This window comes from Streptomyces solicavernae, from assembly GCF_029968095.1.
Lineage (GTDB): Bacteria > Actinomycetota > Actinomycetes > Streptomycetales > Streptomycetaceae > Streptomyces > Streptomyces solicavernae.
This window is the reverse complement of sequence record NZ_JASCIR010000010.1, coordinates 36683-63554: the sequence shown is the minus strand read 5'-3', so window position 1 is coordinate 63554 and position 26872 is coordinate 36683. Positions and strand designations below refer to the sequence as shown.

At 72.8% G+C, this 26872-nt stretch carries 24 protein-coding genes and 1 pseudogene; 11 read left to right on the top strand and 14 right to left on the bottom strand.

From position 1 onward, the window contains the following. Positions 1–7 precede the first annotated feature (7 nt). Positions 8–3520, top strand: a complete 3513-nt coding sequence (locus QIS99_RS14335; RefSeq protein ID WP_282513666.1) for an AfsR/SARP family transcriptional regulator — start codon at positions 8–10, stop codon at positions 3518–3520. Positions 3521–3591: 71 nt separating this feature from the next. Here QIS99_RS14335 and QIS99_RS14330 read toward each other — a convergent pair whose 3' ends face one another. The 6 genes from QIS99_RS14330 to QIS99_RS14305 form a co-directional block, all read right to left on the bottom strand. Then, entirely contained in the window at positions 3592–4473 is an 882-nt protein-coding gene (locus QIS99_RS14330; RefSeq protein ID WP_282513665.1) for a siderophore-interacting protein, read from the bottom strand. Between the two features lie 116 nt (positions 4474–4589). After that, a complete protein-coding gene (locus tag QIS99_RS14325; RefSeq protein WP_282513664.1) occupies positions 4590–5672 on the bottom strand; it encodes a TerC family protein in 1083 nt (360 codons plus the stop codon). 305 nt (positions 5673–5977) lie between these two features. Then, positions 5978–8248, bottom strand: coding sequence for a TerD family protein (locus QIS99_RS14320; protein WP_282513663.1), 2271 nt, complete (start codon positions 8246–8248; stop codon positions 5978–5980). Between the two features lie 132 nt (positions 8249–8380). Continuing rightward, positions 8381–8959, bottom strand: a complete 579-nt coding sequence (locus QIS99_RS14315) for a TerD family protein (RefSeq protein WP_282513661.1) — start codon at positions 8957–8959, stop codon at positions 8381–8383. 209 nt (positions 8960–9168) lie between these two features. Continuing rightward, positions 9169–11331, bottom strand: a complete 2163-nt coding sequence (gene uvrB, locus QIS99_RS14310) for an excinuclease ABC subunit UvrB (protein ID WP_282513660.1) — start codon at positions 11329–11331, stop codon at positions 9169–9171. Between the two features lie 97 nt (positions 11332–11428). Further along, complete coding sequence (locus QIS99_RS14305; protein ID WP_282513659.1) at positions 11429–12328, bottom strand: MHYT domain-containing protein; 900 nt, start codon at positions 12326–12328, stop codon at positions 11429–11431. Positions 12329–12592: 264 nt separating this feature from the next. Between QIS99_RS14305 and QIS99_RS14300 the strand changes: the two genes are divergently transcribed. Beyond that, complete coding sequence (locus QIS99_RS14300; RefSeq protein ID WP_282513658.1) at positions 12593–13504, top strand: glycerophosphodiester phosphodiesterase; 912 nt, start codon at positions 12593–12595, stop codon at positions 13502–13504. Positions 13505–13746: 242 nt separating this feature from the next. Beyond that, entirely contained in the window at positions 13747–14310 is a 564-nt protein-coding gene (locus tag QIS99_RS14295) for a methylated-DNA--[protein]-cysteine S-methyltransferase (protein ID WP_282513657.1), read from the top strand. 60 nt (positions 14311–14370) lie between these two features. On the opposite strand, the pseudogene QIS99_RS14290 reads toward QIS99_RS14295, so the two are convergent. After that, positions 14371–14568, bottom strand: a pseudogene (locus QIS99_RS14290) (cupin domain-containing protein); the annotation flags it as partial. Positions 14569–15050: 482 nt separating this feature from the next. Between QIS99_RS14290 and QIS99_RS14285 the strand changes: the two are divergent. Continuing rightward, positions 15051–15953 (top strand): pseudouridine-5'-phosphate glycosidase, encoded by a 903-nt coding sequence (locus QIS99_RS14285; RefSeq protein ID WP_282513656.1) that lies wholly within the window; start codon positions 15051–15053, stop codon positions 15951–15953. Between the two features lie 8 nt (positions 15954–15961). After that, positions 15962–16981: a carbohydrate kinase family protein gene (locus QIS99_RS14280; protein WP_408909563.1), complete on the top strand. Its 1020-nt coding sequence runs from the start codon at positions 15962–15964 to the stop codon at positions 16979–16981. A 190-nt stretch (positions 16982–17171) separates the two neighbouring features. On the opposite strand, the gene QIS99_RS14275 is transcribed toward QIS99_RS14280, so the two are convergent. The 3 genes from QIS99_RS14275 to QIS99_RS14265 all read right to left on the bottom strand — a co-directional run bounded on the left by QIS99_RS14275 (position 17172) and on the right by QIS99_RS14265 (position 19567). After that, complete coding sequence (locus QIS99_RS14275) at positions 17172–17972, bottom strand: methyltransferase domain-containing protein (protein WP_282513655.1); 801 nt, start codon at positions 17970–17972, stop codon at positions 17172–17174. 246 nt (positions 17973–18218) lie between these two features. Beyond that, positions 18219–18638: a CBS domain-containing protein gene (locus QIS99_RS14270; RefSeq protein ID WP_282513654.1), complete on the bottom strand. Its 420-nt coding sequence runs from the start codon at positions 18636–18638 to the stop codon at positions 18219–18221. 287 nt (positions 18639–18925) lie between these two features. Further along, positions 18926–19567 carry a nucleoside/nucleotide kinase family protein gene (locus tag QIS99_RS14265; protein ID WP_282513652.1) on the bottom strand — a complete coding sequence of 214 codons (642 nt, stop codon included), beginning with the start codon at positions 19565–19567 and terminating at the stop codon, positions 18926–18928. A 122-nt stretch (positions 19568–19689) separates the two neighbouring features. On the opposite strand from QIS99_RS14265, the gene QIS99_RS14260 reads away from it, so the two are divergent. Next, positions 19690–20172 (top strand): anthrone oxygenase family protein, encoded by a 483-nt coding sequence (locus QIS99_RS14260; RefSeq protein WP_282513651.1) that lies wholly within the window; start codon positions 19690–19692, stop codon positions 20170–20172. A 31-nt stretch (positions 20173–20203) separates the two neighbouring features. Beyond that, positions 20204–20920, top strand: a complete 717-nt coding sequence (locus QIS99_RS14255) for a DUF2293 domain-containing protein (RefSeq protein WP_282513650.1) — start codon at positions 20204–20206, stop codon at positions 20918–20920. 182 nt (positions 20921–21102) lie between these two features. Here the strand turns inward: QIS99_RS14255 and QIS99_RS14250 are convergent, their stop codons facing one another. Together QIS99_RS14250 and QIS99_RS14245 are read right to left on the bottom strand one after the other, a co-directional pair. Then, positions 21103–22065: a D-2-hydroxyacid dehydrogenase family protein gene (locus QIS99_RS14250; RefSeq protein WP_282513649.1), complete on the bottom strand. Its 963-nt coding sequence runs from the start codon at positions 22063–22065 to the stop codon at positions 21103–21105. Positions 22066–22236: 171 nt separating this feature from the next. Beyond that, entirely contained in the window at positions 22237–22740 is a 504-nt protein-coding gene (locus QIS99_RS14245) for a carboxymuconolactone decarboxylase family protein (RefSeq protein WP_408909562.1), read from the bottom strand. Positions 22741–22862: 122 nt separating this feature from the next. Between QIS99_RS14245 and pdxR the strand changes: the two genes are divergently transcribed. Then, a complete protein-coding gene (gene pdxR / locus QIS99_RS14240; RefSeq protein WP_282513648.1) occupies positions 22863–24335 on the top strand; it encodes a MocR-like pyridoxine biosynthesis transcription factor PdxR in 1473 nt (490 codons plus the stop codon). A 36-nt stretch (positions 24336–24371) separates the two neighbouring features. On the opposite strand, the gene QIS99_RS14235 is transcribed toward pdxR, so the two are convergent. Both QIS99_RS14235 and QIS99_RS14230 read right to left on the bottom strand, forming a co-directional pair. Then, positions 24372–24653, bottom strand: a complete 282-nt coding sequence (locus tag QIS99_RS14235; protein WP_282513647.1) for a DUF397 domain-containing protein — start codon at positions 24651–24653, stop codon at positions 24372–24374. Next, positions 24654–25514 carry a helix-turn-helix domain-containing protein gene (locus tag QIS99_RS14230; RefSeq protein WP_282513646.1) on the bottom strand — a complete coding sequence of 287 codons (861 nt, stop codon included), beginning with the start codon at positions 25512–25514 and terminating at the stop codon, positions 24654–24656. It lies immediately after the preceding gene. A 233-nt stretch (positions 25515–25747) separates the two neighbouring features. Between QIS99_RS14230 and QIS99_RS14225 the strand changes: the two genes are divergently transcribed. The 3 genes from QIS99_RS14225 (at position 25748) to QIS99_RS14215 (ending at position 26858) form a co-directional block, all read left to right on the top strand. Further along, positions 25748–26215: an ATP-binding protein gene (locus tag QIS99_RS14225; RefSeq protein ID WP_349017298.1), complete on the top strand. Its 468-nt coding sequence runs from the start codon at positions 25748–25750 to the stop codon at positions 26213–26215. A 98-nt stretch (positions 26216–26313) separates the two neighbouring features. Then, positions 26314–26436, top strand: coding sequence for a hypothetical protein (locus QIS99_RS14220; protein WP_282513645.1), 123 nt, complete (start codon positions 26314–26316; stop codon positions 26434–26436). A 2-nt stretch (positions 26437–26438) separates the two neighbouring features. After that, the gene (locus tag QIS99_RS14215) at positions 26439–26858 is read left to right on the top strand and encodes a hypothetical protein (protein WP_282513814.1); all 420 of its coding nucleotides are present in this window, start codon (positions 26439–26441) and stop codon (positions 26856–26858) included. Positions 26859–26872: the final 14 nt, after the last annotated feature.

Below are 26872 nucleotides of genomic sequence, written 5' to 3'. Positions count from 1 at the left end.
TGGTCGGGTGATCCCCCACTACCGCGTACTCGGCCCCGCGCGTGTGCTGCGCTCCGGCGGCCAGGAGGCCTCGCTCGGCGGCGCACGGCTGCGCGCGCTGCTGACCGCCCTGGCCGTCGACTGTGGCCGCACCGTGACCGTGGGGCAGCTGATCTCCCAGGTCTGGGGCCCGGAGGAGGAGCCTCCGGCGGATGCGGTGAAGGCGCTGCAGGCCCTGGTCGGCAGGCTGCGGCGCACCCTCGGGCACGCGGCGGTGACGTCGGCACCCGGAGGCTACCTGCTGGCCGCCGACCCGGACGACGTCGACCTGCACCGCTTCGAACGCCTCACCGTCGAGGGATCGGCCGCATCCACCGAGAGGGACCCCGCACGCGCGGTGACGCTCTTCGACGAGGCGCTCTCCCTCTGGGCCGGGCCCGCCCTGCTCGACCTGCCCGGACGCACGACGGACCCGCTGGCCGTACGCATGGAGCGGCTGCGCGAGACCACCCACCGCAACCGCCTCGCAGCACAAGTCGCCCTGGGCCGGGCCGACTCCGCGCTCGGCGAGATCGCCGAGCTGGCTGCCGAGAACCCGCTGGACGAACCGCTGCAGGCGCTGCACCTCCGCGCCCTGCACGCCGCCGGACGCACCGCACAGGCGCTCGCGGCCTACGAGGACGTACGGGCCGGCCTGGCCGAGCGGCTCGGCACGGACCCGGGCGCCGAACTGCGGGTGCTGCACCGGGAGTTGCTACGCCCATCGCCGAACACCACGCCGGAGACACCGGCCGAGGCGCCGCCGGAGCCCCTGGCGAAGGCACCGACGGCGCCGGACGTTGGGGCGCGGGCGGCTTCAGGGAGCCCGGAAGCGGCGCGTCCGCCTGTCGACCACTCGACGCACTCCCCCGCGCCCGGGGCGCGCGCCCTCGGCAGGGTTCGCGCTCCCCTCACTTCCTTCGTCGGCCGCGAGTCGGAACTCCAGCTCCTCGCCCGGGAGTTGCAGAGGCAGCGACTTGTCACGCTGCTCGGCCCCGGCGGCGTCGGCAAGACGCGTCTGGCAATCGAGGCCGCCCGCGCAGGGCGCGAGACATCAGGGAAGGAGGTGTGGCAGGACGGCGTGTGGGTGGCCGAGCTGGCACCCGTGCGTGACGCGGAGACCGTCCCCGAGACGGTGCTCACCGCTCTTGGCGCCCGCGAGACGACGGTGCGCGGCCCCGGTGCGTCCACCGAGGAGCTGCAGCCCGCGCCCCGCGACCCGTTGGCCCAACTGGTGGAGCACTGCCGACGCCGACGGCTGCTGCTCGTCCTCGACAACTGCGAACATCTGGTGGGCGCCGCCGCCGAGTTGGTGCACCTGCTGCTCACGGAGTGCCCCGGGGTGACGGTCCTGGCAACCAGCCGGGAGCCGCTCGGAGTGCCCGGTGAGACAGTGCGGCCCGTCGAGCCCCTGCCGCCGGACGTGGCGCTGCGCCTGCTCGCCGTTCGGGGTGCGGCCGCACGGCCGGGCTTCCGCGTCCAGGACGATCCGGACGCCTGCGCGGAAATCTGCCTCCGGCTCGACGGACTGCCCCTGGCGGTCGAACTGGCCGCCGCACGGCTGCGGTTGCTCACCGCACGGCAGCTCGCGGACCGGCTCGACGACCGGTTCCGGCTGCTCGGCAGGGGCAGCGGCAGCCGGACGGCGCTGCCCCGGCAGCAGACGCTGCGCGCCGTCGTGGACTGGTCGTGGGACCTGCTCGACGAGGCCGAGCGGACGGTGCTGCGGCGGCTCGCCGTCTTCTCCGGCGGGTGCGCCGTGGAACAGGCGGAGGACGTGTGCGGCGCGGGCACGTTGGAGACGCTAGCGTCCCTCGTCGACAAGTCCCTCGTCGTGGCGACACCGGAGGGAGCGGAGCGAAGCGAAGGAGAGGAGTCCGATTCCTGGAACACGGGCAGAACGACAACTTCATACGCCCACGAGGGCATGCGGTACCGGCTGCTCGAAACGGTCGCCGAATACGCCGCAGAGCGCCTCGCGGAGGCCGGGGAGCGCGAGTCCGTCGCACGGCGGCACCTCACCGCGTACCGGGAGTTGCTGCGTGTCGGCGAACCGGAGCTGCGGGGGCCGCAACAGGTCGGCTGGCTGGGGCGGTTCGAGCGGGAGCACGACAACGTGCGCACGGCGCTGCGCACCGCGGTCGAGCTGGGCGCCGAGCAGGACGGGCTGTGTCTGGCGCTGTCGATGAGCTGGTTCTGGCAGCTGCGGGGCCACCAGGCGGACGCCCGGATCTGGTCCTCGGCGGTCGCTGCTCTCGGGCCGGATCCCTTCGAGGACCCGGTGCGGGTGGCCGTGCCGCTGGAGGAACGCTGCACCGGCCGCCCGCCGCCGTGGGACGAGGATCAGCTGTGGGAGGCGCGGCGTGGGGTGCGGCTCCTGGTGCAGGCCACCAGTCCCGAGGGGGACGCGGATGCGCTCACGCGGACGGACACGCAGGCGTATCTGCGCCGGGTCGTGGCGGCGTACCACTCCGGCATGCCGCAGGTCAGCCGACAGCCGGGGTCGGTGTGGTACTTCGCGCGGCTGATGACGGGCGAGTTCGCGGACGTCGAGGAGACGATGAACGCCGTCGTGCGGGACATCGAGGGCCTCGGCGAGCGCTGGCGGGAGGGGCACGCCTGGGAGCTCGGGTTCACGTACCTGATGCGGGCCCGGCTGGCACATGACCGCACGGAGCCGGCGGAGGCGGCGGCCGGCGACGCCGACCGTGCCCTCGCGTACTTCGAGCGGGCCGACAACCCGTGGGGCATCGCCGAGTCGCTGGCCGCCCGGGGCGAGGAGCACGCGCGCAGGGAGCGGTACGCCGAGGCCGCCGCCGACCTGGAGCGGGCGATGGCGGAGGCCGGAAGGATCGGGGCACACCATCAAGTGCCCCTGTTCAAGGCGAGGTTGGCCGACGTACGGCTGCGGATCGCGCGCGACGAGGCGGAGCGGGCGGAGGCGGAGGGGCTGCTGCGCGAGGCGGCGCGGGAGGCTGACCGGTTCGGGGGCGAGCCGGTCAGCACAGCCCGGCTGCTGCTCGTCCAGCACTACGGCGGCTCGGGCCGGACGGGTCGGGCGCGGGAGGAACTGACCGCGTTGGAGCGGTCCCTGCCCAGCGGGGTTTCGGGGCTGTTCGAGGGGGAGCTCGCGGGGCAACGGGCCTGGCTGGACTGCCTGGACGGGAGGTTCGAGCAGGCGGCGAAGCACGTCGGGCGGGCGGTGCGGGGGATGGAGAGCGTGGCGTACCTGGTCGCACCGTGGCTCGTCTCCGACCAGTTCCTCGTCGCCGCCTGGGCCAAGGCGCGGCTCGGCGCGGGCGAGGACGGTGCGCGGCTGCTCGGCGCGTACGACGGCTATGGGCTGAGCGGGAGTTTCGGCCTCAGGCCCTTCCCCGACGCGGGCCGGATGCGGTCCCGCGCCGAGGCCGAGCTGCGCGCCGCGCTGGGGTCCGAGGCGTACGAGGCGGCCCACGCGCGAGGCACTGCCCTGTCCATACGGGAGGCGGCCGCGCTGGTGTGAGGTGCAGCCGAGCCCGGCCGGATCCCCCAGAGGGCCTGGGCCTGGGCCTATGCCTGGGCCTGGGCCTGGGCCTATGCCTGCGCCTGCGCGAGGAGGTCCTGCGCGTCGGCCAGGTCGTCCGCCGTGGGGGCGTCGTCCTGGGTGCGGCGCAGCCGCCAGTACCCGGCGAAGCCGATGTCCTTCTTGGCCACGCCCCGCTCCCCCACGAGATGGCGACGCAGCCCGCGCACGGCCCCGGCCTCGCCGGCCAGCCACGCGTAGGCAGTGCCGTGGGGGAAGGTGGCCGCCCGTACCGCGTCGAGCAGCAGACCGGCGTGCCCTGCGGGCGCCGTGCCCCGGTGCAGCCAGTGCACGGTCAGTTCGGCGCGGGTCGTGAATTGCTGCTCGTCGGCCGCGTCCTGGACCTCGATGTACGCGACCGCCTCGGCGCCCTCCGGCAGGGCTTCGAGGATCGTGCCGAGCGCCGGAAGTGCCGTCTCGTCCCCGGCGAGCAGCGTCCAGTCGGCTGCGCCGAGCGGGAGGGGCTTCGCGAAGTGGGCGGAGGGACCGAACATGCCGAGGATGTCGCCGGGTTGCGCGGCGGCCGCCCAGCGGGTGGCGGGGCCCGCGGCTCCGCCGCCGTGCAGGACGAAGTCGATGTCGATCGTGGCGTCCGCCGGGTCGTGGGCGCGCACGGTGTAGCTGCGCATCCAGGGCCGCTCCGCCTCGGGGAGCGCGGTGAACTCCTCGTACCAGCGCATCGGATCGCCGCCCTCGACCGTCGGTTCCGGCAGCCGCGGGCGGTCCTGGCCCGGCTTGGGGAAGTACAGCTTGACCTGCTGGTCGGGGCCGTCGAGGCGGAAGTCCGCGAGGTCGGGGCCACCGAAGGTGATGCGGGCCATGCGGGGGGTGAGGCGTCGGGCGCGGACGACGTGCAGGAGCCGGACCGGGAGCTGCGTCTCGTAGGAGGTCATGTCCCGACCTTCCCGCGCGGCGTCGACAGATCGGCGACAGCCCGTCCACACCCCGTGCGGGGCGGAGACGGGCTGTCGCCGTGGCCGTGATCCTCGGAGGGCCGACCGTCGGGCCGTCAGGCCTCTATGTCGTCCTTCGAGCGCTCGGACTTCGCCGGACCGTCTTCGGTCCTGAGCTGCTTGGCCTGGGACGGTTCGCCGCTCGGCAGGTCAGCCCCGCCCTTGGCGGCCTCCTGGGCCTCCTGGGCCTCCTGGGCGTCCTGCTTCTTCGAGGCGATCAGGCTGGTGATCGTCGTGACGATCAGCACGGCGCAGATGACGCCCAGCGAGAACGGAATCGAGATCTCCGGCACGTGCACGCCGTTCTCGTGCAGTGCGTGCAGGACCAGCTTCACGCCGATGAAGCCGAGGATGACCGACAGGCCGTAGCTCAGGTGGACCAGCTTCTTCAGCAGTCCGCCGATGAGGAAGTACAGCTGCCGCAGACCCATCAGGGCAAAGGCGTTGGCGGTGAAGACGATGTACGGGTCCTGGGTCAGGCCGAAGATCGCGGGGATGGAGTCGAGGGCGAAGAGGACGTCGGTCGTGCCGATCGCCAGCATGACGACCAGCATCGGCGTCATGACCTTCTTGCCGTTCTGCTGGATCCACAGCTTGGTGCCGTGGTAGCGGTCGGCCACGCCGAAGCGCTTCTCGGCCGCCTTCAGCAGCTTGTTCTCCTCGTACTCCTCCTCGGGCTCGTCGGCGCGGGCCTCCTGGATCAGCTTCCAGGCGGTCCAGATCAGGAACGCGCCGAAGATGTAGAACACCCAGGAGAAGCTGGCGATGATCGCGGCGCCGGCGGCGATGAAGATCGCTCGGAGCACCAGGGCGATCAGGACACCGACGAGCAGCACTCGCTGCTGGTACTGCGAGGGCACCGCAAACTTGCCCATGATCAGGACGAAGACGAAGAGGTTGTCGACGCTCAGCGACTTCTCGGTGATGAAGCCGGCGAAGAACTCGCCGGCGGGCTGTCCGCCGCCCCAGATCAGCAGGCCGACACCGAAGAGGCCGGCGAGGACGATCCAGACGACCGTCCAGATTCCGGCTTCCTTGATGGACACGTCATGGGGCTTGCGCCCGATGAAAAAGTCGGCACCGATCAGGGCACACAGACCCACGATCGTGAGGACCCATAGGGTCAGAGAAACATCCACTGCGCCTCCGGCAGTACGTAACGGCACAAACACCAGCGTCGTCGCTGCCGGAGGTCTCTTCCACCCGAGGCGCCGCTCTCACGGACACCGACGGGCCGACGCCCCGGGACCTGGCCCAGGTCCGTACTGACGGGAACGCCGCATTCAGGGAGTACTCCCCTCCGCGAGATGAAGAGTACGCGAACTACCAAGGAAAGGTAAAGCGTGAAGTAAAGCACAAACCAAAGTTGCAGGTCAGAGGGGTTTTGCGGCCGAGGTCGTGAGCAAAACCCGCATCCTGGGAGCGAGCAGGCCCCCGGCCCGCCTCAGCGGCCCCAGGCTCTGCGCGCGTCCGCGACCCGGGCCAGGACGTCGCCGAGCACCTGACTGCCGGGCGGTGTGAGCGAGGGCTCGTACGTCCACGCATGACCGACCCACGGGTCCGCGAGGTGGTCGTCGGGCACCGGTGTGAGCCGCAGCAGCGAGCGCCACAGCGGGTCGAGGACCGGACCGTACTCCGCGGCGTCCTCACGGTCGGCGACCATCATCAGGTGCACGCCGACGGCCGGGCCCTCGTCGGCGAGGTACCGCAGCTGGGTCACGGCCCGGTCGTCGAAGCCGTGCGGGAAGTCGTTGACGATCAGCAGCTGCTCCGCCGTGTCCACGTCGGGCGGCAGCGAGTCGGTGGCACGTGCCCGTACCGCCATCTGCACCAGGTCGACCCGGCGCGTCAGCCGGGCCAGCACCTCGGACACTCCGGCCGCTCCCGCGGCGGGCGGCTCGGCGAGCACGCCCGCGTCGCGCAGCGGCGTGAGCGGTCCCGCCGCGGCGCCCGCAGGGTCGATGACGTGCACCGCGAAGTCGCCGGGCGGATAGACGGCGAGCAGGCGGGCGGCGTGCGCGACCGCCGTGTCCACGGCGAGGCGGCGCAGGTCGTCGCCGTCGGCGAACGAGCCGGTCGCCGAGGAGGCGGTGCGTCCGCTGTCGATCCAGAGTCCGCGCTCCAGTGGCAGCCTGATCAGCATCGGGATCCGCAGCTCGGCGGACTCGGGCAGTCTCAGGTCGCCCAGGCGCAGCGCCATGGGCGGCTCCATCGGGACGCGGTACGCGTGCCAGACCGGGTTGTCCCAGGACGCGAAGGACGGCGGCAGGGCGGGCTCGACCACCTCGGCCTCCGCGGCGAGCTGGGCGAGGTCCCGGTCCAGGACCTCCCTGGCCTGCTCGACCAGCTTGGCCTGCTTGGCGCGGGCCGCCGCACGCGCGGCGTCGCCCTGCCCGCTGATCCGGCTGCGCGGGTCGGTGAGGACCTGATCGAGCTCCTGCTCCATGCGGGACTCGGCGAAGTCCACGGCGCTGCGGAACGCGGCGACGGTGCGGGCCAGGTCCTCGAACATGCCCCACACCTGGTTGTAGAGCCGCTCCTCCATGGACCAGCCGGTCGCGTCACCGGCAACCGGTTGCGCGGGCTGCCCCGGCTGCGCGGGCTGCGCGACCGGCGCGGCCGCGGCCGCGGGCGGTGCGGCCGCACGGCGAGCGGGGTGGGTGTAGTCGACGGGGCCGCCCGTGGACGCCGGGGCGGCGGACTGCGACTCGGGGCGGTCGGGCTGCGGATCGGGGTGGTGGGGCTGGCCGAGGCGGTCCTGGTCGTGGCGGTCCTGGTCGTGGCGGTCCTGGTCGTGGCTGATGTGCCGGTCACCCTGACCCCGCGGGGCACCCTGACTCGGCAGGCCGTCCTGACCGTGCGGGTCGTCCTGGCTTTCGGGGGCGAGGGGCGCCGGCGCTTCGGGCGACGGGGCGGTGGCGGGCGGCTGCGGAGCAGTGCCGTCGTCGGCCGATGTGGGGGACGGCGGCTGCGCGACGTGCCCCTCGGGCGCGAAAGTCGCCGCAGGACGCGCGGAGTTGGCGGACGGTGCTGCCGCCGCGCTGTGGGCCTCCTGGGCGGCGGGCTGCGCGGCCTGCGCCGAGTGCCGCAGCCGGTCGGCCTCGGTGGTGCGCTGCGGGGGCGCCGCGACGGAACGGGCCATACCGCGCGCCACGGCGTCCAGGATCTCGGTGGCCAGCGACGGGCCGTCGGACAGCCCCTGGTCGGTGAGCATCGCGGCGAGCCCGCCCGCGTATCCCTGGCCCACGGCGCGCACCTTCCAGGCGCCCTGCCTGCGGTACAGCTCCAGGGCCACCACCGCGGACTCGGCGTCGAGATCGGTGATGGTGTAGCTGGCGATCTCGGAGCCGTCGAGTCCGGTCACCGCGACGAAGGGTGCCGCCAGCGCGCCGAACCTGGCCGGGTCCTCCCCTGCGCCGGCTGCCGGGGCCCCGTCCGCGAAGGGCAGGGCCAGCAGGATGCTGACGCGCTCCGCGCCGGGCGGCAGGGCGCCGAGGTCGACGGCGAGCCGGTGGTCCGCGGCGGCCTGCTTGGATACTTCGAGGCCGGGCATTCCGGGGGACGCGGGATGGGCCACCCAGTCGGCGCCGCGGACCTTGCCGTGCTCGTCGCTGAGCGTCGCGCCCGCCACGACCGGCCGGCCGGCCGACACCCGGATCTCCAGTCGGGTCTGGGGCAGTACGTGGTTCTGGCCCCTGACCAGCTCGGCCGTCATCGCCTTGGTTCCCCTCGTTGCGCTTCTCTTCAGTGGCCACCGACGCCGGCACTCCGGGCTTCGATCCAACTGCCGTCGCCAGAACGGTAGTTGACGCCCCGACGCGTACACGACGGTCCGGGCACCCGGTGCTTACAGGTGCGGCAGGATCGACGGCATCAGGTCCTGGAAGGTGCGGCCGTTGGCCGGGGTTCCGAGGGCCGTCATGGACCAACCGGAGCCGGTGCGGTGCACCTTGGCCATGATCTGAGCGGTGTACTGGCCGCCGCCGTCCAGCGTGTACCGGGACATCTCCTGGCCGTTCGTCTCGTCCACCAGGCGGCAGAAGGCGTTCTGCACCTCCTGGAAGGTCTGGCCGGTGAAGGAGTTCACCGTGAAGACGATCTGGTCGATGTGGACCGGGACGCGCTGCAGGTCGACGAGGATCGCCTCGTCGTCCCCGCCCTGGCCGACGCCGCCGACGAGGTTGTCACCGGTGTGCCGGACCGAGCCGTCGTCGCTGACGAGGTGGCGGAAGAACACCACGTCCACCGGCTGCTGGTCGGCGAACAGCACCGCCGACGCGTCGAGGTCGACCTCCTTGGTCCGGGATCCGAACAGGCCGCGGCGCTGCGCCGCCTGCCAGCCGAGCCCCATGCGCACCGCGGTCAGGGTGCCCCCGTCGTTCTTCTGCAGGCTGATCGCCTGCCCCTTCGTCATGTTGACCGACACGCGCTGTCCCCTCTCGAACCTTCCCCTACGACCAACCGCCACAGATGCGGTTGATCAGCACCCTACGCAGTGGCACTGACAGCGCCGCAGTCCGGACCACGCTTTGTGGCGGTCTTGCAACACATCCGGCCAACTCCGCCGGCCGACGCCGCCCGGCCGGTCGGCTCCGGCCGGACAGAGCCGGCGGGCGCGGGCGTTCCCCGCCGCCGTCAGGCGAGGCCCGCCTCCTTCATCTGCCGCAGCTCCTTCTTCATCTCGGACACCTCGTCGCGCAGCCGGGCGGCGACCTCGAACTGGAGGTCCGCGGCCGCGGCGCGCATCCGGTCGGTCATCTCCTCGATCTGCTCGGCGAGTTGGGCCGCGGGCCGGTCCGTCGGTACCTGCTCGGCCTTGCCCTTGGCCGCCTTGCCCGACTTGGCCGAAGTGCCCCCCTTGGCGCCCTGCCCCTTCCCCGCACCGAGCGACGGCACCGGGGCCTTGGCGCCCTTGCCGTCCTTGGTCTGGCGGTAACCGGAGCCGAGGAGCTCCTCCGTGTCGACCTCCTCGCGAGCGATGGCCGACACGATGTCGTTGATCTTCTTGCGGAGCGGCTGCGGGTCGATCCCGTTCGCCTTGTTGTACGCGATCTGCTTCTCGCGGCGCCGGTTGGTCTCGTCGATCGCCCGCTCCATGGCCGGGGTGATCTTGTCCGCGTACATATGGACCTGGCCGGAGACATTGCGCGCCGCGCGGCCGATGGTCTGGATCAGGGAGGTGCCGGAGCGCAGGAAGCCCTCCTTGTCGGCGTCGAGGATCGCCACCAGGGAGACCTCGGGCAGGTCGAGGCCCTCACGGAGGAGGTTGATGCCGACCAGGACGTCGAACTCGCCCGCGCGCAGCTCGCGCAGCAGCTCGACACGGCGCAGGGTGTCGACGTCGCTGTGCAGGTAGCGGACCTGGATGCCCAGTTCGAGGAAGTAGTCCGTGAGGTCCTCGGCCATCTTCTTGGTGAGCGTGGTGACGAGGACGCGCTCGTCCTTCTCCGCCCGGGTGCGGATCTCGTGCACCAGGTCGTCGATCTGGCCCTCCGTGGGTTTGACGACGACCTCCGGGTCGACCAGGCCGGTGGGGCGGATGATCTGCTCGACGTGCCCGTCTCCGCGCGAGAGCTCGTACGCCCCGGGAGTGGCCGAGAGGTACACACTCTGGCCGATGCGCTCCTGGAACTCCTCCCACTTGAGGGGGCGGTTGTCGAGCGCGGAGGGCAGCCGGAAGCCGTGGTCGACGAGGGTGCGCTTGCGGGAGGCGTCGCCCTCGTACATGGCTCCGATCTGCGGCACGGTCACATGGGACTCGTCCAGGACGAGCAGGAAGTCGTCCGGGAAGTAGTCGAGGAGGGTGTGCGGGGGCGTGCCGGGCCCGCGGTCGTCGAAGTGCATCGAGTAGTTCTCGATGCCGGAGCAGGAGCCGATCTGGCGGAGCATCTCCAGGTCGTACGTGGTGCGCATGCGCAGGCGCTGGGCCTCCAGCATCTTGCCCTGCTTCTCCAGCTCGGCGAGGCGCTCGTCCAGCTCCTTCTCGATGCCGTTGACCGCCTTCTCCATGCGTTCGGGGCCGGCGACGTAGTGGGAGGCGGGGAAGACGTACAGCTGCTCGTCGTCGCTGATGACCTCGCCGGTGAGGGGGTGCAGGGTGGAGAGGGCCTCGATCTCGTCGCCGAACATCTCGATGCGGACCGCGAGTTCCTCGTACACCGGGAAGATCTCGATGGTGTCGCCGCGGACGCGGAAGGTGCCGCGTGTGAAGGCGAGGTCGTTGCGCGTGTACTGGATGTCGACGAAGCGGCGCAGGAGTTCGTCGCGGTCGAGCTCGTCCCCGATCTTGAGCGAGACCATGCGGTCGACGTACTCCTGCGGCGTGCCCAGGCCGTAGATGCAGGAGACGGAGGCGACCACCACTACGTCGCGCCGGGTGAGCAGCGAGTTGGTGGCGGAGTGGCGCAGGCGCTCCACCTCCTCGTTGATCGAGGAGTCCTTCTCGATGTAGGTGTCCGACTGCGGGACGTACGCCTCTGGTTGGTAGTAGTCGTAGTACGAGACGAAGTATTCGACGGCGTTGTTCGGCAGGAGTTCGCGGAACTCGTTGGCCAGCTGGGCCGCCAGGGTCTTGTTCGGCGCCATCACGAGGGTGGGGCGCTGCAGCTTCTCGATCATCCACGCGGTGGTGGCGGACTTGCCGGTGCCGGTCGCGCCGAGCAGGACGACGTCCTTCTCGCCCGCTCGGATGCGTCGGTCGAGGTCGGCGATAGCGGTGGGCTGGTCACCGCTGGGCTGGTACGGGCTGACGACCTCGAAGGGCGCCACCGTGCGTTCGATCTTGGATGAGGGCCGCATGAAACCCACCGTACGACTCCCCACTGACAACCGGCCCCGCATCCGCATCGGCGGTGCCGTTCTCCCTGGTCACGGGCGTGGGGGCGGTGCCCGGTGATCACCGGTCCAGGCGGGAGCGCGGTCCTCGCGGCGGGGCCGGGGCGAGGGTGCGGCGGCGCGGCGGGCGGCCTCGGGCCGCGTCGGAGCCGGGGCCGTGGGCCGGGATGCCGGGGCGGGGTACCAGGGCGGGGCCGGGGCGCAGGCTCAGCTCCGCGCGCTGCCGGCCGGGTCCGTGCGCCATCAGCGGGTCGAACATCACGACCACACCGGCCAGCACGAGGAAGGCGAGCGGGCCGACCATCATGGGCGCGAGCAGCGCACCGGCCGGGTCGCCGGACGGCATGCCGCCGGATCCGTGCAGGTGCACGTCGAGCGCAGCCATCCCCATGTAGTGCATGCCGGTGACGGCGAGCCCCATGACGAGGCTGGCCCCGAGGCTCCACAGGAAACCCCGCACCTGTACGGCGGCCCAGAGCGCGGCGGTGGCCGCGACGACGGCGATCACTACAGAGAGGGTGACGGTCAACGTGTCGTACCGGAGGGACCCCGGCAGGCGCATCCCCGCCATGCCCAGGTAGTGCATGGAGGCGACGCCGAGTCCGGTGATGGTGCCTCCGGTGAAGAGGGCCATGACGGTCGCACCGCGGTAGCCGACGATGAAGATCCCGATGCCGACCATCACGATGGCCAGGCCCAGGCTGGCGAAGGTGATCGGGGCGTCGTACCGGACGGGCACACCTTCGACCGCGAAGCCCATCATCGCGACGAAGTGCATGGTCCATATGCCGGACCCGATGGCGGCCGAGCCGAGGGCGAGCCAGCCGGGCCGCCAGGAGTTCTCCACGAGCAGCGATCTGGTCGTGCAGCGCAGGCCGAGCGCACCGCCGAGACAGGCCATCAGGTACGCGACCACGGGCGTGACGAGCCCGTAACTGAATCCGTCGACCGTCCCCTGCATGCGCGACAGCCCTCCGCCCGAATTGACTTGGTATCACCTGAGAGCCCCCGTACAACCACCCTCCCTGTGCGGGTGATTGAGCAGAGATTAGAGCGCACGGGCAAACGCACGAGCGATTTTTCGGCAAAGAATCCGGCGGGATGGGCGTGTTCGGCCCGTCTCGGGGCAACTCCGTTCAACCTGTGTCCATCCGGCGCCCGTCCCTTGTTGGTCATCGACTGTCACTCTCGTCCGGTCCGCGATCTCTCGACCCGAGGAGTTCACGTGTACGCACGTCCCGCAGCCGCAACAGCCGCAGCGCTTCTGGGAGTCGGCGCGCTCTTGCTCCCCACGACGACGGCCCACGCCGCCGCTCCGCGGAGCACGGGCGCCGTCCAGGCCCCCACCGAGACCGACGGACCTCTTGTCGTGGCGCACCGGGGTGCGTCGGCCTACGCGCCCGAGAACACCCTCGCCGCCATCGACAAGGCCCGCGACATGGGCTTCCGTTGGGTCGAGAACGATGTGCAGCGCACCAAGGACGGTGAGCTCGTCATCATGCACGACGACAACCTGAAGCGGACGACGAACGTCGAGGAGGTGTTCCCCGACCGCGCTCCCTGGAAGGTCGCGGACTTCACCGCCGCCGAGATCGCCAAGCTGGACGCGGGCAGTTGGTTCGACGCCAAGTACGCGGGCACGCGCGTGCCGACGCTTGAGCAGTACATGAACCGGGTCGAGCAGAACCACCAGAAGCTCGTCCTTGAGGTCAAGAAGCCCGAGCTGTACCCCGGCATCGAGCAGGACACCCTGCGGGTGCTGGAGAAGACGGGCTGGCTCGACCGCAAGCACGTCAAGAGCAAGCTGGTGTGGCAGAGCTTCAGCGAGGAAAGCATGCGCAAGGTGCACGCGCTGCGGCCGGACATCAAGAAGGGCTTCCTGGGGACGCCCTCGGTCGCCGAGCTGCCGGAGTACGCGACGTTCGTCGACCAGATCAACGCGCGGCACACCACGATCTCGCACGGGTACGTGGCGGCGATCCAGGCGATGCGCGGCCCGCACGGCAAGCCGCTGGAGATCTTCACGTGGACCGTCGACGAGGCGGCCGATGCGCGGCGGGCCGCCGGGTACGGCGTCAACGGCATCATCAGCAACAAGCCGGACGTGGTGCGCTCGGCGGTCGGCAACGAGGACTGAGGCGTCCCGGTTCGGCAGCGGCCCCGGTCCGGCACGGCCCAGGAGGTCTCGCCGGGTCGGCACGGGAGCGCGGCGCGCGGTCGGGGGGCTGCGCGGCGCGCGGTCGGGGAGCTGCGCGGCGCGCTCCCGTCTTCGCCGGCCCACGGGCCAGGCCGTGGTGCCGGTCAGCCGCGGCCCCGGAATTCCGGGGCGGGGCCCGGAGGCGGGGCGCGTTGTCAGTGCCCCGCCGTACGGTTGTCTGCGTGAACGCGAACCGTGATCCGCAGACCACCGGACCGGACGTCGAGTGGGCCGTCGTCGAGAGCGACATCGGCCGGCTGCTCCTGGCCGCGACCGGCCAGGGGCTCGTCAATGTCGTCTTCCACGCCGACGCCCGGACGCAGCGGGCGGCCGTCGAAGGGCTCGCCACCCGTTTCGGCGGCACGCCCGTCGAGGCCCCCGGCTCCACTCGTCTCGCGGAGCCGATACGCCAGCTCGCGGCCTACTTCGCGGGCGAGCTGCGCACGTTCACGCTGGACCTGGACTGGACGCTGGCCTCCGGCTTCAACCGCGAGGTGCTGCGCGAACTCGCCAGGGGCGTGCCGTACGGCACGGTCGTGGGGTACGGCGAGCTGGCGTCCCGGGTCGGTCAGCCCGGGGCCGCCCAGGCCGTGGGGGCGGCGATGGGCGCCAATCCGCTGCCCGTCGTGGTGCCGTGCCACCGCGTGGTCGAGAGTGACGGCGGGATAGGCGGCTTCGGCGGCGGCCTGGAGACCAAACGTCGGCTGCTCGCCCTCGAAGGGGTCCTGCCGGAACCGCTGTTCTGAGCGCGAACGACCCGGCCCGGTCTCCGGTCGCACCTCTCCAGTCCAACGTGCCGCTGAGCCCTAGAGGTTGATGTGGTACGCCTTGCGGAGGGTCTCGTGCACCGTCCAGGTCGTACGGTCGCCCGCGCGCAGCACGGCCAGGTCGCCGGGGCCGACCTCCAGCACGTCGCCGCCCTCGACGTCGACGGTGGCGCGTCCGCTGACGACCACGAAGAGTTCGTCGGAATCCGTGTCGGTCACCACCCCGGGCGTGATCTCCCTCTGCTTCTTCTGCGGCCGGTGCAGCAGAGCGTGCAACGCGCTGCTCGGGCTGGCGGAGAGACGGCTGCTGCCGTGGGCGGGGGCGCGCGGAGGAGCCTGAGGGCGCGCCGTGCTGCTGCCGCGCCCGCAGATCCGCAAGCCCACTCTGCCGACAGCAGAGTCGAGTTTGCGCGGTGGGCGCCGGCGCCAGGATGAGACGAGAGGCAGCGGGGCGGGACGGCCGGACGGCCGCTTGACTGGACGGCTGGCAGGACGGCCCCTCGGCGGGGTCGGCCTCGCGGCCGGACGGCGGGTCCCGGCGGGTCCCGGCGGTTGGCGGGTCGGCGGTTGGCCGGACGGCGGGTCGGCCGGTCGGCCGGACGGCGGGTCGGCCGGTCGCCCGGTCGGCGGGTCGCAACGGGGGCGGGGCGGCGAGGCGCTGGGCTGGGCCGGGCGGGGAGGGGGAACAGGTGTCGGTGATCCGTGATGGGAGGCCACGGGTGCTGATCGTGTCGGAAGAGGTCAGGGAGGCGTTGGCGGCGGGGCGGCCGGTCGTCGCCCTGGAGTCGACGATCATCGCGCACGGGCTGCCACGCCCGCAGAACCTCCAAGTAGCCCTGGAACTGGAGGAGTCGGTCCGTCGCGAGGGCGCCGTTCCGGCCACGGTGGCGGTGCTTGACGGGCGGGCCAGAGTCGGCCTCGACAAGGAGCAGGTCGAGCGGATCGCCACGGGCGACGGTATCCGGAAGCTGGGACACCGCGACCTGGCGCCGGCGCTCGCGACGGGGGCGAGCGGTGCGACGACGGTGTCGGCGACGGCGTTCCTCGCGGCACGCGCGGGGGTGCGGGGCTTCGCGACGGGCGGGCTCGGCGGGGTGCACCGGGAGTGGACGTCGACCCAGGACGAGTCGGCGGACCTGGCGCTGTTGTCGCGTACGCGGATCGCGGTGGTGTGTGCGGGGGTGAAGTCGATCCTGGACGTGCCGGCGACGCTGCAACGGCTTGAGACGCTGGGGGTGACGGTCGCCGGATACGGGACGGACCGGTTCCCCGGCTTCTACCTCACCGACTCGGGGCATCCGGTGGACTGGACTCTGGCCTCGCCCGAGGAGGTGGCGGCGGTACTGCGGGCCCAGGACGCGCTCGGCGGGCCCGAGTCGGCGCTGGTCGTGGCGAATCCGGTGGCCGAGGAGGACCAGTTGGGCCCCGGGCTGCACGCGCGTGTGCTGGCCGAGGCGCTGCGGGAGTGCGCAGAGCGCGGCATCACCGGGCAGGCGGTGACGCCGTTCCTCCTCGACTTCCTGGTGCGGCACACGGACGGGGCGTCGCTGCGGGCGAATCTGGCGGCGGTGCGGGGCAATGTGCGGCTGGCCGCTCGGGTCGCGGGGGCGTGGTCGGGATGACCCCGCCGATGCGGCCGGTCGACCCGGCGGCGCCCAGGCCGGGCGCAGCTGCGGGGCCCAGGCCGGGCAAGGCGGCGGGGCCAAGGCCCGTCGCAGCGGCGGGGCCCAGGCACGGTGGGCTGCTGGTGCTCGGCGATGTGGTGACGGATGTGGTGGCGCGGTATCGCGCGCCGCTGGCTCACGGCACCGACACGGCCGCCGCGATCCGCCTCCTGCCGGGCGGGGCGGGCGCCAACGTGGCGTGCTGGGCGGCGCGTTGGGGCTGTGCGGACGTGACCCTGCTCGGGCGGGTGGGAGCCGAGTCCGCGGCGTGGCACGAGCAGGCGCTGCGCACGGCCGGGGTGCGGCCGCGCCTGGTCGTCGACGAGGAGGTGCCGACAGGCACGGTGATCTGCCTGGTGGACGGCGCGGCTGAGCGGACGTTCCTGACGGACAGCGGGGCGGTGCTGCGGCTGCGCCCGGGCGACTGGTCGCCGGCGCTCCTGGACGGGGTGGCCCAACTGCACCTGTCGGGCTACCTGTTCTTCGCGGACGGCAGCCGGGCCACGGCACGGCTCGCGCTGTCGGCGGCACGCGCGCGCGGCATCCCGGTGAGCGTCGACCCGGCGTCGGCGGGGTTCCTGGCGGAGGCGGGCGTGGACCGGTTCCTGGACGCGGTGGAGGGGGCTGAGGCGCTGCTGCCGAACCGGGAGGAGGCGGCGCTGCTGGCCGGCATACCGGCGGCCGACCCGCCCGGCCCACCCTCGCCGGCGGAGGCCGGGGAGGCGGCGGCGAAGCTGGGGAGCCGGTTCCCGCTGGTGGCGGTGACGGCGGGTGCGGAGGGTGCGCTGGTCGTGGAGGACGGGGCGGCGCCGGTGCGGGTGCCGGGCGTACGCGTGACGGCGCGGGACACGACCGGCGCCGGGGACGCGTTCACCGGCGCCTTCCTGGCCGCCCGTCTCGGCGGCGCCTCGGCCGTGGAGGCGGCGGCCGAGGGGTGCCGGGCGGGCGCACGGGCGGTTCTGCGGGTGGGGGGTCGGCCGGGGTGAGGGCGCCTGTCCACCTCACCCCAACGGCCCACGGCCCACCGCCTCAGGCCCCACAACCCACACCCCACGCCTCACACCCCACACCTCACACCCCACGCCTCACACCCCACGCCTCACACCCCACACCCCACAACCCACAACCCACAACCCACGCCTCACGCCTCACGCCTCACGCCTCACGCCCTACGCCCTACGCCTTACGCCCCCAAGCAGAGATCAGTGGAGGTGTGGCCAAGTCCAGGGTGCCGCTGGAGAGTTGGGCGAGGTAGCGGTCGATGTCGGCGTTGGTGACCAGGGAGCGGGCGACGAGGAGGTCGCGGGCCTGCTGGACGGTGGCCGTCTCCAGGGCGGCGGCCGCCGGGGAGGTCAGCGGGAAGTACGCCTCGGCGGCGACCTGGACCAGGCCCGCCTCACGCAGGAGCCGCGGCAGCCTGCGCCCGTAGGCGGGGTCGGCGCCGCGTTCGGCGAGGAGGGCGCGCAGGCCATGGCGTACATGGTTGGCCAACTGCTGTGCGGGGCCCTGCTCTTCGGGGCAGCCGAGCGGCTGGAGGGCGACGTCGGCGTCCTCGACGAGCAGGCGGCCACCGGGGCGCAGCGCCCGGACCATGAAGTACAGGGCACGGTCGCGGTCGGTGACCTGGGAGAGGACAAGCCGGGCGTGCACCAGGTCGAAGCCCTCCCCGGGCGGTTCCTGCGCGGTCACGTCGTGGCAGCGGACCTCGACGGGCGGCCGGGCGACGGCGCTCGCGTGCGCGATGTCGAGGTCCGTGCCGACGACTCGGCCGGTGGGGCCGACCCGTTTGGCCAGCCAGCCGAGCACGGACCCGCCGCCCGCGCCGACCTCCCAGCAGCGCCAGCCGGGGCCGACGCCGATGTGCTCGAAGTGCCGGAACGTGCTCGCGTCGAAGAGGGCGGCGGTCGCGTCGAAGGGGCGGCCGGCCTCGGCGGGGCGGGGGTCGAGGAGGTATCCGTGGGTTCGCGTCTGCGTCATGGCGCGATCATCCCAGTTGATCCGCATTTATTCCGGAGCATCGGGCCGCATCGGGCCGCATCGGGCCCCTATGCCCCACACCGGACATGCCAGATATCCCGTACGGGGCTATGCGGTTACCTCCCGGACCACCCGCTACCTACCGGACCACCCGCCCCGCCCCCGCAGAACCGTCGATTCCCTACCGGGCAGTCCGTATCGCTGCCTGGCAATCCGATTCGTTTCGGGGCCGTACGGCCGGACGGTTCACGCCCTCGCGTACACCATCCCCGCCCAGGCGGCGATCTGCTCCTCGGTCAGGTGCTGAGCCAGGTCGGCCTCGCTGATCATGCCGACGAGACGCTTGTCCTCGATCACCGGGAGCCGGCGGATCTGGTGCCCCTGCATCTCCTGGAGCACGGAGTCGATGTCGGCGTCGGACGCGATCCAGCGCGGCGTGCCCTTGGCCATCTCGCCCGCGGTGACCTTTGTCGGGTCGTGTCCCATCGCCACGCAGCCGACGACGATGTCGCGGTCGGTGAGGATGCCGCAGAGCCGCTCGTTCTCGTCACTGATCGGGAGCGCGCCCACGTTGAGCTGGCGCATCAGCTGCGCGGCGCGGTCCAGGGTTTCGTGGGCGGGGATCCACTGGGCACCGCGGTGCATGATGTCTCCGGCGGTGGTCATGTCGTGCCTCCGTGAGCCGGGTCGTGGCCGGGGTCTCGGACCGGAAGTGAGGATTCCGGCGCGGCACGGGTCGCGCCGCGGCCACCGGCGCAGTCAATTCTCGTCCCACGAACGGCACCCCGCACCTGCGCCAGCGCCAGCGCCAGCGCCAGCGCCAAGGCCACTCTCCGTAGCACCCCGGGCCACCCCTCGCTCAGCCCGTCGTTCACCTGGCGAGTGATGAGTGGCGAGTGATGAGTGGCGAGTGATGAGTGGCGAGTGATGAGTGGCGAGTGATGAGTGGCGCATCAGGCCGGGCCAGCCCCCCAGGCCGGGCGCCGGGGATCGTCGGCGCGGACCAGGACGTCCGCCGCGGACTCGGGGGCGACCTCGTCCTCGTAGCGGGCGAAGGCCGGGAGGGTCCACCGGGCCTCCGGGGGCGTACGGCGCCGCAGCGCGCCCGGGGCCAGGGCGAGGTGGACCGTGAGGTCGAACGGGAACCACTTACCGAGGAGCAGCGGGCCGTGCAGCAGCAGGACGGCGCCGGGCGGGAGTTGGACGTACGGGCTGCGGGTGGCGCGGTCGGCGGCCGGGTCCCACAGGTCGGGCAGGATCCGGCCGTCGCCGCCGGGGTCGAGCGGGCCGAGGACCTCGCGCCAGAGCGCGCCCGTGTCGAACCAGCCGTCGTAGTACGCATCGGGGTCCTGGTGGCCGTACTCGAAGCGCAGCGACGCGGGGCGCAGGAAGCCCTCCGTGTCCACGACCTGCGCGGACCGGCCGCGTACGCGCAGGGCTTCGGCAAGGCTGCGGGCGAGGCCGCCGGTACCGGCGGCCGGGGCGCCGTCGAGGCCGATCCGCGGCCAGGCGCCGCCGTCGGCCGGGTCGAGGGCGGCGATACGGTCGGCGAGGGTGTCGGTCAGGCGGTCCCAGGTGATCGGTTCGAGTCGCACGCGGCCATGATGCCGGGCCGGGCCACCGCGCGGGCCGGTGCGAGCGCCACGCCCGGCAATCCGCTTGCCCCGTACCTCCGTCACGGGCAGGATCAACGGGGCGTGCTCAAGGGGGAGTTGCCGTGATCGACGGACCGTACTTCGTACTGACGCTGCTGGCCGCGCTCGGCTGCGGGCTCGTCGCGGGTGTCTTCTTCGCCTTCTCCACCTCGGTGATGCGCACGCTGGCCGCGCTGCCGCCCGCGCAGGGCATGGCGGCGATGCAGAAGCTGAACGTGCTGATCATCAACCCGCTGTTCCTGCTCGTGTTCGTCGGGACGGCGGGCGTGTGCCTCGTGGTGGCGGTGGTGACGTTCGTGCTGTGGCCGGAACCGGGCACGTTTCCGCTGCTGCTCGGCTGCGCGCTGTATCTGTTCGGCTCGTTCGGGGTGACCGTGGCGGCGAACATCCCGCGCAACGAGGCCCTGGCGAAGCTCGACCCGGAGGCGCCGGAGAGCGTCGCGCTGTGGCGGTCGTACGTACGCGAGTGGACGGCCTGGAACCATGTGCGGGCGGCCGGTGCGCTGGCGGGATGTGCGGCGCTCGTCCTGGGGCTCGCCGCGTGAACCGCCCCCGCCCATCGGGTACATACCGCTCATGTCACCTTCAGCCGCCACGGTCAGGCCGTCAACCGACCTCTCTCACCCTGGACTTGTCGCGCTCCAGCCGTACGGCCGGAGGCGGCGGCACTGCGCGGAGTGCGCAGCGGGACCGCTCGCGCTGCTCGTGCTCGCGGACGGCGCACCGCACTGTCTGGACTGCGCGGACCTCGGGCATCTCGTCTTCCTGCCGCGCGGGGACACGGCGCTGACCCGCCGCGCCAGGGAGGCGAGTTCGCTGTCGGTGGTCGTGGTGCGCCGGAATCACCGGAAACGGCGGTACGAGCGGCAGGGCGTGCTCGTCGAGGAGGCCGCGCTCGCCCTGGCCGAGCGGCGTTGCCTCGCGGACGCGGAGGCGCGGGCGCGGCGCAGGCAGCGGGACGCGGCACGCCGGGCGGCGGAGGACGTACGGTTCGCGGCGGCCTTCGCGGCGGAGATCCGCACGCTCTTCCCCGGTTGCCCGGCCGGGCGCGCGGAGCGGATCGCGGCACACGCGTCCCGGCGCGGCAGCGGCCGGGTGGGCCGCAGCGCCGCGGGCCGGGCCCTGGACGAGACCGCGGTCAGGGCCGCGGTGCGGGCGGCGGTGCGGCACGACGACTCGGACTACGACGCGCTGCTGATGGCCGGAGTGCGGCGGGACGAGGCCCGGCGCCGGGTACGGGGAGTGGTTGACGGAGTCCTGGACGGCTGGCGCGCAGCCGGTACGAGCCGGTGACCGGGCCGCCCCGCCGCACCCGGAGCCGAGCGCCGGTCCAGTCGAGCACCCGAGTCAGCGGGGTACGCGAGTCCGCCTAGCACCCGAACCACACGAGGCCCCGAGCCCGCCAAGCACCCGAACCACACGAGGCCCCGAGCCCGCCAAGCACCCGAGTCACCCGGCCACCCGAGTCACCCGAGTCACCCGAGGACCCGGATCGGCTCCCCCGCCAGGTACGCCGCGATGTCCTCCACCGCGCCCTGGAAGTACCCCTCGTAGTTGCGTCGCGTGACGTAGCCGAGGTGCGGGAGGCCGAGGAAGTTCGGGGCGGTGCGCAGCGGGTGGCCGGCGGGCAGCGGCTCCTGGTCGAAGACGTCGGCGCCGGCGCCCGCGATCCAGCCCTCGCGCAGGGCGCGGACGAGGGCGTCCTGGTCCACGAGTGCCGCGCGTGAGGTGTTCACCAGGTACGCGCCGGGGCGCATGAGCCGCAGCTCCCGCTCGCCGATGAGACCGCGCGTACGGTCACCCAGCTGGACGTGCAGGGAGACGAAGTCGCTGCGGGACAGCAGGTGTTCGAGGGAGTCGGCGAGCTCGACGTCGGCGGCCGCGGCGCGCTCGGCCGTCAGGTTCTGGCTCCAGGCGGTCACGTCCATGCCGAACGCGCGGCCGACCCGGGCGACCTTGGTGCCGATCTTCCCGAGCCCGACGACGCCGAGGCGCCGCCCGTGCAGGTCGGCGCCGAGCGTGGACTGCCAGGGCCCGCCGTCCCGCAGCGCGCCGCCCTCCGGCAGGACGTGGCGGGCGAGGCCGAGGATCAGGGCCCAGGTCAGCTCGGCGGGCGGCTCGGAGTTGCTGGGCGTACCGCAGACCGTGACACCGTGCCGGGCGGCCGCGTCCAGGTCGACGGAGGCGTTCCGCATCCCGGAGGTGATCAGCAGGCGCAGCTTGGGCAGCCGGGCGAGGAGCGAGGCGGGGAACGGGGTGCGCTCGCGCATGATGACGACGATCTCGCAGTCGGCGATCTCCGCGACCACGGCGTCCTCGTCGCCCAGGTGGCGGCGTACGACATGGAGGTCGATGTCCTCCGCGAGCGGCGACCAGTCGGCCGTGGTCAGGGCGACGCCCTGGTAGTCGTCGAGCACGGCGCAGCGCAGCTTGGCCATTCCCACTCCCTCAGCGTGATCGTCCGCACATCAGCAGTCCGCCGTCACCCGTCAGCCGTCCGTCGTCCGCGGTCAGCAGTTCGCCGTCAGCAGCCCGCCGTCAGCAGTCCCCGGTCAGCAGTCCCCGGTCAGCAGTCCGCCGTCAGCGTAGACGGCGCTGTCGTACGGGAGTCAGCCGCCCGCCCGCTCGTCCGTGCCCGCCACCTTGGCCGTGGCGATGGCGACGCGGTTCCAGGTGTTGATGGCGGTCATCAGGGCGATCAGCTGAGCCAGTTCCTCCTCGGAGAAGCGGGCGGAGGCCTCCGCGTACACCTCGTCCGGGACACCGCCCGCGGCGACCAGGGTCACGGTCTCGGCGAGGGCGAGCGCGGCCTGCTCCCGCTCGGTGAAGAAGTGCCGGGCCTCCCGCCACACGGCCACCATGTGCAGCCGCTCCTCGCTCTCGCCCGCCTTGCGCGCGTCGCTGGTGTGCATGTGCAGGCAGTACGCGCAGCCGTTCAGCTGCGACGAGCGGATCTGGACCAGCTCGACCAGGGCCGGGTCGAGGCCCGCGCGGGCGGCGGCGTCGAAGCCGATCAGCGCCTTGAAGACACGCGGGGCGGCCTTGGCGAGGTTCACCCGGACCGGCTTGGCGGCGGGGGCGACGGAGGCCGTGGGGTACATCGTGTCTTTCATTTCGTTCGTGTCGTTCGTGTCGTTCGTGTCGTTCGTGTCGATCATGTCGATCATGTCGATCGTGTCGTTGCTCATGACCATGAACCTACGGGCCGGAAAGACCCGCTGTAGGGTTCAATTCCATGGCAGTTTCCGAGGTCAATTCAGTTCCCGAGGTCAATTCCGGACCCGCCGCACCGCCGTCCGGCACCGACCTGCACCTGGACCTCCCGCCCACCGGCAGTCGCCGCGCAGCCCTGCTGCACGCCCTGCGCTCCGCCGTACGCTCGGGCCGTCTCGCGCCCGGCACCCTGCTGCCGCCCTACCGCGCCCTCGCCGCCGACCTGGGCATCGCCCGCAACACCGTCGCCGAGGCGTACGCAGAACTGGTCGCCGAGGGCTGGCTCGTCGCGCGCCAGGGGTCGGGCACCCGGGTCGCCGAACGCACCGCCCCGGCGAGCCCCGTACGCGTACCGAAGAAGGCGCCCGGGAAATCGCCCGCACGCGCGCGTGGGCCCCGGTTCGACCTGCGGCAGGGGCAGCCGGACCCGGCCTCGTTCCCGCGCAACGCCTGGCTGGCGTCCGTGCGGCGGGCGGTGCACACGGCGCCGCACGAGGCGTTCGGGCCGGCGTCGCCGCACGGCCGGATCGAGCTGCGCACCGCGCTCGCCGCGTACCTGGCACGCGCGCGTGGCGTACGGGCCGACCCGGAGCGGATCGTGGTCTGCGCGGGCTTCGCCCACGCCCTGCGGCTGCTGTTCGGCGGCGCGGGCGGGAGTCGCGGCGGCGTCCTCGCGGGGCCGCTCGCCGTGGAGGAGTACGGGCTCGGCTTCCATCGCGCGCTGCTCGGCGACGCCGGAGTGCGGACGGTCCCGCTCTCGTTGGACGAACAGGGCGCCCGCACGGCCGAGTTGGGCGGGCAGCGGGCGGTGCTGCTGTCCCCCGCGCACCAGTTCCCGACCGGCGGCCCGCTGCACGCGGAGCGGCGCGCGGCGGCCGTCGACTGGGCACGCGCGCGTGGTGCCCTGGTTCTGGAGGACGACTACGACGGCGAGTTCCGCTACGACCGCCGTCCGGTCGGCGCGGTGCAGGGCCTCGACCCGGATCGGGTGGTCTACCTCGGCTCGGTCAGCAAGAGCCTCTCCCCCGCGCTGCGCCTGGGCTGGATGGTGCTGCCCGAGCACCTGGTCGACGACGTGCTGCGGGTCAAGGGCGAGCGGGAGGCCTGGACGGGCGTGACCGACCAGCTGGCGCTCGCGGACTTCCTGGAGTGCGGCGCGTACGACCGGCATGTGCGGCGCATGCGGTTGCGTTACCGGCGCAGGCGCGACCGCCTGGTGCAAGCGCTCGCCGCGCACGCCCCGCACATTCCGGTCACCGGGGTGGCGGCGGGCCTGCACGCGGTCCTGCGGCTGCCGCCCGGCGCCGAGCGGTCCACGCTGAAGGCGGCCCACTGGCAGGGCCTCGCGCTGGACGGCCTGGCGGAGTTCCGCCACCCGGACGCGGCGGGTCCGCACCGCGAGGGCCTGGTCGTGGGGTACGCGACCCCGCCGGAGCACGCGTACCCGGCGGCCCTGGACGCGCTGTGCGCCGCCCTTCCGCCCGACACGTACTGACCGTGCGGCTCAGGACAGACGTACTGACCGTGCGGCTCAGGACAGCAGGAAGTCCGCCTGGCCGGACTTCGCGCCCTGGATGAACGCGTGGATCTCGCTGGTCGTGTAGATCAGCGCGGGCCCGTCGGGGTCGGCGGACTGACGGACGGCGACGCGGCCGTCGGCGAGCTTCATCGCCTCGACGCAGTTGCCGCCGTTGCCGCCGCTCCAGGGCTTGTGCCAGCCCTCCGTGCCCAGGTCGCGGGCGGGCATGCCGTTGTAGACACAGCCGTCCGCGCCGGTCTGGTCCAGGGCGCCCTCGACCGGTATGCGGTCCATTCACAGCTCCTTGCGGAGATCGCGGAGGATCTCCTTCGTGCGGTGTGCCGTCGCCGACTGCGCCGCCATCCGGTCCATGACCTCCAGGTACGTCACGACTTCGGCGCGCCGGTCCAGATAGACCGCGCCGGTGAGGTACTCGGCGTAGACCATGTCCTGCAGCTCGGGCACGCCGAAGCGGAAGAGCACGAACGGGCCGTAGGTGCCCGGGTGGTGGCCCTGGGCGAACTCGGCGACCTGCAGGGTCACATGGGGCAGCTCCCCGGCCTCCAGGAGGCGGTCGATCTGCGCCCGCATCACCTCTGGCCCGCCGACCGTCCGGCGCAGCACGGTCTCGTCCATGACGACCCACAGCCTCGGGGCGTCGTCCTGGGCAAGCAGTTCCTGGCGCTGCATGCGCAGCGCGACGTGCCGTTCGATCTCGGCGTCGTCGGTGCGGCCGACGGCCCCGGAGCGCATCACGGCACGGGCGTAGTCCTCGGTCTGCAGCAGACCGGGCACGAAGTGCGGTTCGTACGACCTGATCAGGCCGGCGGCGCCCTCCAGGCTGACGTACATGGAGAACCAGCCCGGCAGGATGTCGTGGTAGCGCTGCCACCAGCCGGCCTTGTTCGCCTCCTCGGCGAGCGTGACGAAGGAGTCGGCCTCCTCGTCGTCGACGCCGTACGCCTTGAGCAGGAGCTGGAGGTACGGGATCTTCAGCGTGACCTCGGCGGTCTCCATGCGGCGGACCGTGGCGGGGGCGACGCGCAGGACGCGGGCGGCCTCCTCGCGCTTGAGTCCGGCGTGCTCACGGAGATCCTGGAGGCGTTTGCCGAGAACGACCTGACCCACGGTGGGAGCGGACCGCGGTTCGCTCACTGCCTGCCTCCGTCTCGCCTCGGTCCGTAGTCGCCGATCGCCGTCGCCGATCCCTGCCGGCAGCGGCGGAATCGCTGCCCGCGCGGCGCCGTAGGGATGCCGCTGGAGCAGTGTGCCACGGGCGTCCCGCGAGGAACACTGCACTCTGCACTTTTCAGAGTGGCGCTTGCCAAGTGTTCGCGGCGGGGAGATAGTGGCAGGCGTGAACTCGTCCGCCCCGTTAGGAACCGGCCGTGGCACTCGGTAAGACCCAGACTGTGCAGTCCCCTGCCGGGGCGCCCTTCGGCGACCGCCGCTGCCGTTTCGAGCTGGCCGCACGCCCCGATTCGGTGGCGCGGGCCAGGCGCCTGACGCGCGAGCACCTCTCGAACTTCGCGATCTGCGACGACACCTGTGACACGGCGGCGCTCGTCGTCTCCGAGCTGGTCACCAACGCCCTCGTGCACACGGTGAGCCGGCTGATCGTCTGCGACCTCACCGACGACCCGGTCGCGGGGCATGTCCGGATAGTGGTCCGCGACGAGGGCCCCGGCCAGGACGGCGGCCCCCACCCGCACCCGGCGCGCTCCGGCGACGAGGACCACGGCCGCGGACTGCTGCTCGTGTCAGCGGTGAGCACCGCCTGGGGCGCGCAGGAGGACGGGCTCGGCCTGCGGGTCTGGGCCGAACTGCCGCGGTCGGCCGGGGCGGCGGCCGCGTGACCCGGGCCGACGGCGGCGCGGCCCGGGAGACCACAGGAGACCGGACGGCCACGGCGGCCGGGGTGGCCCCAGCGGTCCGGGCGACCTCGGCTGCCCAGGTGACCGCGACCGCCCGGGTGACCACGGCTGCCCAGGGGACCGCGACCGACCAGGTGACCGGGGCCGACCAGGTGACCGCGGCGGCCCGCTCGGGGACGGCGGTGGCTCCGTGCGCGTACTGACGATGACGACGCTCGCCTCGCTGGCGCGCGTCCCCCAGGACGTGTTACTGGAGCTGCCCGAGGGCATGACGACCCCGCTCGGCTGCGACGCGGTGGGCATGCCCGAGGAGTACGGGCGCCAGGTGCGGGCCCGGCTGCCCCGGACGGGCTGTGTGTACGCGGACGGCGCCCGCTGGTGGTGGATCGTGCCGTCGGGCTCCTCGGTCTCCCTGGACTGGCCGGTTCCGCTGCGGTACGCGACGGGCGCGCGGGTCCCGGCCGGGCCGAGCGCGCCCCGCCTCGTCCACCGCCCCGAGGGCACGGCGCCCTACACCCCGCCGATCCCGCTGTACCTGACGGTGTGCCGGATCACGGGCACCGTCCCGCTGTGGATGCGTACGACGGAGCGCACGGCTGCGGCCTCGCGCACGACCCGGCGTTGAGCGGCGCGCACGGC

Excerpts from the sequence above, each read along its gene's own strand:
- QIS99_RS14255 (WP_282513650.1), top strand. The coding sequence starts at position 20,204 with ATGTCACCTTCAGCCGCCACGGTCAGGCCGTCAACCGACCTCTCTCAC.
- QIS99_RS14330 (WP_282513665.1), bottom strand. The coding sequence starts at position 4,473 with ATGACCTCCTACGAGACGCAGCTCCCGGTCCGGCTCCTGCACGTCGTC.
- QIS99_RS14235 (WP_282513647.1), bottom strand. The coding sequence starts at position 24,653 with ATGGACCGCATACCGGTCGAGGGCGCCCTGGACCAGACCGGCGCGGAC.
- QIS99_RS14250 (WP_282513649.1), bottom strand. The coding sequence starts at position 22,065 with ATGGCCAAGCTGCGCTGCGCCGTGCTCGACGACTACCAGGGCGTCGCC.
- QIS99_RS14270 (WP_282513654.1), bottom strand. The coding sequence starts at position 18,638 with ATGACCACCGCCGGAGACATCATGCACCGCGGTGCCCAGTGGATCCCC.
- QIS99_RS14245 (WP_408909562.1), bottom strand. The coding sequence starts at position 22,740 with ATGAAAGACACGATGTACCCCACGGCCTCCGTCGCCCCCGCCGCCAAG.
- QIS99_RS14280 (WP_408909563.1), top strand. The coding sequence starts at position 15,962 with ATGCGGCCGGTCGACCCGGCGGCGCCCAGGCCGGGCGCAGCTGCGGGG.
- QIS99_RS14275 (WP_282513655.1), bottom strand. The coding sequence starts at position 17,972 with ATGACGCAGACGCGAACCCACGGATACCTCCTCGACCCCCGCCCCGCC.
- pdxR (WP_282513648.1), top strand. The coding sequence starts at position 22,863 with ATGGCAGTTTCCGAGGTCAATTCAGTTCCCGAGGTCAATTCCGGACCC.
- QIS99_RS14320 (WP_282513663.1), bottom strand. The coding sequence starts at position 8,248 with ATGACGGCCGAGCTGGTCAGGGGCCAGAACCACGTACTGCCCCAGACC.
- QIS99_RS14215 (WP_282513814.1), top strand. The coding sequence starts at position 26,439 with ATGACGACGCTCGCCTCGCTGGCGCGCGTCCCCCAGGACGTGTTACTG.
- QIS99_RS14305 (WP_282513659.1), bottom strand. The coding sequence starts at position 12,328 with ATGCAGGGGACGGTCGACGGATTCAGTTACGGGCTCGTCACGCCCGTG.
- uvrB (WP_282513660.1), bottom strand. The coding sequence starts at position 11,331 with ATGCGGCCCTCATCCAAGATCGAACGCACGGTGGCGCCCTTCGAGGTC.